This window comes from Desulfosporosinus sp. Tol-M2, assembly GCF_059735615.1.
Genome location: NZ_JCAIJG010000104.1, coordinates 1 through 5,768, shown reverse-complemented (window position 1 = coordinate 5,768; position 5,768 = coordinate 1). Strand labels below are relative to the sequence as shown.

Here is a 5,768-nt window from a genome sequence, read left to right as displayed (position 1 = left end):
TGACAGTGAATTAGTTTACCACCTAACATAAAAATCCAGTAGAATATTAACGAATATTTTACTAGGAGGAATGAAAGGTGTGATCATTGAATTGGACATGTATTCATCAATTCGAACCCGATATTTAGAAGGTGAATCCATAAGATCAATTGCTAGATGCTTAAAGATTTCAAGACCTACAGTAAAGAAATACTGTGAAGGGGCCACTCATCCAGAAGTACGGAAAACATATCAGCGAGAACCCGACATAATTACACATGACATCAATTCCTTTATTGTTAGCTGCTTTAACCAGGATGAAGTTGAAAATTTAAGAAAGCAAAAACATACGGCTAAGAAGATCTACGACCTTTTAATATCTGAAAAACATTTCGTTGGATCTTATTCCTCAATTCGCAGGGCGGTTAGTAAGCTTAAAGCCGAAAGGACAGTCCCGCCACAAAGCAGCGTTCCACTTTCCTATAAGCCTGGCGAAGCGGTTCAAATTGACTGGGGTGAAGCAACGGTCTATCTCGACGGACAAAAGACTAAAGTGCACACATTCTGTGGTAGGCTTTGCTATAGTTGCGATATATTTGTCCAAGCATACAAAGCAGCTAATGAAGAATCATTTCTAGAGGCGCAGCAGCTGATGTTTGATTTTTTTAGTGGTACGCCAAAGCGATTAATTTTTGATAATGCAAAAGTTGCCGTCAAAGAAGGCTTCGGCCTTTATGCAAAGCCTCAAGATAAATACCTTTCATTTAGTTCTCACTATGCAGTTTCACTGGACTTTTGTAATCCCGCTAGTGGAAATGAGAAAAGTCTGGTAGAAAATTTAGTCGGTTATTCCAGAAGAAACTTTCTGGTACCTGTTCCTAGAGTGGTCGACATGGAAGAGCTCAACCTCAAACTCTGGAATGCATGTATCTCCTATCGTAATAATCACAAGGTTGAACACCGTCAGAATCCTGTCAATGTAATGTATCAGGAAGAAGCCAAATGGTTAAATGCTATTCCGAAGTATCGGTTTGATACAAGCAAAACGACGGTATGCAAGGTGGATGATTTTTCTACCGTTCGCTATGAGAAAAACAATTACTCGGTACCTACTAGATATCTGAGGAAAGATGTTACAGTCAAAGGCTATGCAAACAGCATTAGTATAGTGCATGAGGGCTCCGTATTGGTCACCTATTCCCGCCAATATGGCTCTGGCAAGACTCAATACCGGTTAGAACATTACATTGACCTTTTGGAAAGAAAACCTCGTTCATTAAGCAATGCCAGACCTGTTATAGAAACTCTCACCAAGGAACTATTAGACTGGGGAAATCAACTACCTGGCGGAAACAAGGAAATGGTTAAACTCCTCCGTTTATGTGTTGATTATGGCGAAGCACGAATCCTTGCTATCAAACATCTTATTCCAAGTCAGATTGTTCCTACGGTAGACATGGTAAGAACCTATTTAAATGAACCCGTTAATTCTTCAGTCATATATTTTAGAAATGAGATTGATATTACTAGAACAGACCTGAAAAAATATGATGAAAAATACGGGGTAGCTAACCAATGAATAACGCAAACGATCAAGCCATAGAGTTATATTCAAAACAGTTGAGGTTGCCCACTTTTAATCATTATGGCAATGTGATTCGCCAATTAGGAAATAATAAAGGCTATGAAGAGTTCCTTCTAGCACTGATGAAAATGGAACTTGACTCTCGCATGGATAGCAGCCAGAAACGCAAAATCAAGACCGCTAACTTTCCTTATGTAAAAACCATAGATGAGCTTAATTGCAGCCGCTTTGAGCACATTACCGAGGCCTTTATTCACGAACTTGCCAGTTGTGATTTTGTCAGCAAGCGGCAGAACATTGTAATGATTGGAAATCCTGGCAGCGGCAAAACACATCTTAGTATTGCTCTCGGTGTCAAAGCATGCATGCAAGGCATGAACGTGAAATTTTACACAGCCGCCAACCTTTCCAATGAGCTTATCGAAGCTCAGGAATACAAAAAACTAATGAAGATAGAGAAACAACTTTCCAAAACTGACTTGCTGATAATTGACGAACTCAGCTACCTTACCTTTAATCGCCATCAATCAGAATTACTTTTCAAAGTCATAGCTGATAGAGCAGAGCGGCGAAGTGTTATCGTATCAACAAACCTCAAGTTCTCTGATTGGGTTACAATGTTCGAAAATACAACGATGGTAACAGCCTTAATTGATCGTTTGACCTTTAGATCTCATGTATTGAACATGAACTCCGATCATTCATATAGGGCAGAATACTCAGATCAAGGAAACAACAGTGTTTGCGGCTAATGAAGTAATCAGAAAAGGAGAAAACCATGATTGTTACGAAAAAGTATATCCGTGATTTGAGAGGAAAATCCTTTCTGGATATATCTGTAGAGACCGAGAAACGGATTTTTGAACGGTTTGGGAAGGAACCTGAACCGGATGAAAATGGGCACATATATGCCTATACAGAACAAGACATTTGGCAACAGATAAGGAAGATGATCAGGAACTGAATAAGTTAAGCTGATTGAACCTTGAATATGGACAAAGGTGTGTACCTCTATGATCCGTAGTAATGCTACCCCTAATAGAACGCAAAAGATATACAAACCACAGAAATGACGGTCAGAAACAATCACTCAAGGTGGATTCAAAATGAAGCTTTATGACATCAGGTGTCATAAACGTTAGGATGAACATTGATGGGAGGGATTCAAAATGGCGTTTATACGCTGGCGTGGCAGATGTGCTCAATTATTGACCACGACGTACATGAATGGGCACTCTAAACAGATTACGCTCACCAACTTGCCCGGCTTTTATGTTACAGAAGCTACCAAACATTATGTGGCGGAGAAATTTCCTAATGTCTTAGTGGATTGGGTGAATGTAACCCGTTCGCTGGCCGAAGGTCCCCCAAATTGTTTGAAAGAGAAGACGCCGACAGAGCATTTGGATATGGCTGTTGTTGAACAGTCTTTGCGTAAATGGGCGGCTCAGGCCAAAGTAGCGAAACACGCCAATCATCTATATGACGCAGCAGGAGTATTAACAGAATGGAGGGCAAACTTCTATCGGGAAAATGAGTTAATCGGAAAAAGTAAGTCCACCTGCCCCCTTAGTATAATGGATGGACAAAAAATCGAGCTTGAATAAGGTACCTGAGACTGGCTGACGTATAACTCAACAATTAACAGCCAAAGCAACAGCGTTAGGTTGTGGACAGTGCCAGCCTGGGGAAAAGCCCTTGGGGTATGTCTTAAAAGAGCTTTTCCCCAGGCCTTGGACAAGTCTAATATCGGGTATTCTTTGTGGTTGACTTGTCCACACTGCCCACAACCCCGACGACTGCATGGGGTCATTTCTAATACTGCGCGCATCTTATTGTTGATAAAAAATAGTCCGGAATTTTCAGTTAGATTAATTATGTTGATCACAATAAATATTTTAGCCAGGGTTTATTAACATAAGATCACCTACAATCTATTTTATGGAATAAGCATGTGTTCAATATTAATTACCAAAATATGTTCATTTCTGCTTGACGTTCATTTCCATATACCTAGGGATAAAGTGGTAAACTCTTTCATTATCAAAACTGCAAAAGTGGTAAACTTTTTCACTGTCACTACTGGTAAACAAATTCAGTGTCAAGTGGTAAAGAAATTCATTGACATTCACAATCAGTGATAGCCAAAAAGAAAACATATATGCACTTGCAAAATTGTTGTATTATGAAAATAATGATGATGTCAAAATGCCAATCATTGCAGATGTTCCAATGGGAGAGGGTAAGTCCTGTCTATTAATTGAGTTTATGGAATACCTTTATGACAAAGATCCCGAGTTTGGTGCAATTGTAGTTAAAAAGACATTGGATGAATGTCATGATTTTTGTATCGATATGGGTCTTACTGATAAAACATTAGAAGCATATGGCTTTGATAATAATAGGCAGGCTTTGAAAGAAGCCTATTATTCCTATATTGATGGAAAAGATGTTAAATCAAATGATGGAATGGATTACATCAAAGGTCAGATCGGCTTTATTGCTCGGACTGTAAGGGGATTTAATTTCACTGACTGTAGAAAATATGAGGATAGGTCTAAGCAATGGTGGATCGGGACTCCACCACCAGATGTTGTATATTATGACTATAGACTATGCCACGATTGCAAAATTCAATGTTTAGCTAGACAGAGTAAAGCTGAATGTAAGAAGCACCGGATTTTAGCGATATCACATACAAGACTGTTTTTAACCAATTATATTGATGAGTTTTTTGATGATATTATGTTCTTTGAGCATGGGGAAAAAGAAATAAAGCGAAAGCTATTGATAATCGATGAAAAAATCGATATGTGCGACATCTCCAGCATCACGGATACAAGCTTTAAGAAATTAAAGGAATCAGTAATTGATAAATTTGGTCAATATGAAGGACTGTTTACTGAAATAGAAGATTATATCAATTTATTAGAATATCCTAAAGAAATGAATAAGCCTGTCATAGAGCAAACTACACTTTTTCGTGACGGTAAAGGATTTCAATTCGATGAAGAATTGCTCAAAGCTTTTTATAATGATATTTCAATTGAGAGGGAAAAATATGAAAATTTATTAGATTTAGGTAAAATCTTAAACAGTAAAAACATTACTACGGGTATTCCCTATCGTTTTGGTGATAGCAAAGCAAGGGCTGATAAAGAAAAAAGAAAATTAACAAGAGAGATATATTCTTATAGATATTTGGACTTAGCAGCATATAATCAAAAGTTCGAAAAGACTCTTATTCTGGATGCCACAGCAAATTTGGATTATGATTATCTGAAGTCTAATGCTGTGATTTGTGATGACATTTTAAACATAAAAAGAGAAATAAATGTTTATATCCCTTTTAGGGATGCCAATGCATCTAAGGGTAGATTGCTGAAAACGAGCGACCACAAAATGAAAGCTGAAGATAGAAAATGTTATTTAAATGCTAACATTAAAAACCTTGCTATGGAATGTAAGCAGATTATGGAAACAAAAATAAAGAAGACGCTCATTGTTGTTTTCAAGGAAATTACCATTAACAAAACTTATGATTTCAAGGATGACATTACCGATGAATTAGAAAAGATTTGTGAAGGAAAAGATTATGTAGTAATTCATCATGGGGAATTTACAACGGGTGTTAATAAATTCTCGGATTATGAAAGAATAATAATAATAGGACAATTGAATAAATCCAGTAGCTTGTATCAGAATAAATGCTTAGCTGTAGGAAGAAAAATCGAGGAAGATGACACTCATATCCAACATGTTAGTCGTACAGAGATGAATGATTATCTGATATCAAATATCCAGCAGATCGGAAGAACTGCATATAGGAATAAAGAATTGGTCGATGTATATTTTATTGGAAGATTAAAAGTGCTTGAAGGTTTATTGGAAAAACTTCGCAGGTATTTTGACGTAATTATTAACACATTTCAAAATATATATTACTTCAAAGAGCCAACTAAGCAGGAATTGTTAATCGAAAAAATTATTCAGAAGTATTTTTGGTCGAAGGAAGGAGAGGTTATTAAAAAGCAGGAGATTACTGCCTTGTGCAGTGAAATTGGAATGGATGAATCCGTCATTAGAAAAGTAGCATTTAAAGAAAAATTAAAGCAAATAGGTTTAATAGAGAATCCAGACAATAATAGAGAATACATATTTACCAAAGATATGTAAAAGTGTGAAACTCTTATATATTATATAT

The 5,768-nt window shown here is 36.9% G+C and carries 5 protein-coding genes; all 5 read left to right on the top strand.

Features of this window, described 5'->3' with window-relative positions:
* Nucleotides 1-79: 79 nt before the first annotated feature.
* The 5 genes from istA (at nt 80) to AC6I5A_RS07610 (ending at nt 5,740) form a co-directional block, all read left to right on the top strand.
* Entirely contained in the window at nt 80-1,558 is a 1,479-nt protein-coding gene (istA, locus tag AC6I5A_RS07630; RefSeq protein ID WP_034613764.1) for an IS21 family transposase, read from the top strand.
* Nucleotides 1,555-2,316 (top strand): IS21-like element helper ATPase IstB, encoded by a 762-nt coding sequence (gene istB / locus AC6I5A_RS07625; RefSeq protein WP_034613762.1) that lies wholly within the window; start codon nt 1,555-1,557, stop codon nt 2,314-2,316. Before istA ends, istB begins: the two co-directional genes overlap by 4 nt.
* A 26-nt stretch (nt 2,317-2,342) precedes the next feature.
* Nucleotides 2,343-2,528, top strand: coding sequence for a hypothetical protein (locus AC6I5A_RS07620; RefSeq protein WP_034613760.1), 186 nt, complete (start codon nt 2,343-2,345; stop codon nt 2,526-2,528).
* A 205-nt stretch (nt 2,529-2,733) separates the two neighbouring features.
* Nucleotides 2,734-3,171: a hypothetical protein gene (locus AC6I5A_RS07615; protein WP_034613758.1), complete on the top strand. Its 438-nt coding sequence runs from the start codon at nt 2,734-2,736 to the stop codon at nt 3,169-3,171.
* Nucleotides 3,172-3,685: 514 nt separating this feature from the next.
* On the top strand, nt 3,686-5,740 hold the full coding sequence (locus AC6I5A_RS07610) for a hypothetical protein (RefSeq protein WP_034613757.1): 2,055 nt from the start codon (nt 3,686-3,688) through the stop codon (nt 5,738-5,740).
* Nucleotides 5,741-5,768: the final 28 nt, after the last annotated feature.

Coding starts and splice junctions, on each gene's coding strand:
- AC6I5A_RS07620 (WP_034613760.1), top strand. CDS start 2,343: ATGATTGTTACGAAAAAGTATATCCGTGATTTGAGAGGAAAATCCTTT.
- istB (WP_034613762.1), top strand. CDS start 1,555: ATGAATAACGCAAACGATCAAGCCATAGAGTTATATTCAAAACAGTTG.
- AC6I5A_RS07615 (WP_034613758.1), top strand. CDS start 2,734: ATGGCGTTTATACGCTGGCGTGGCAGATGTGCTCAATTATTGACCACG.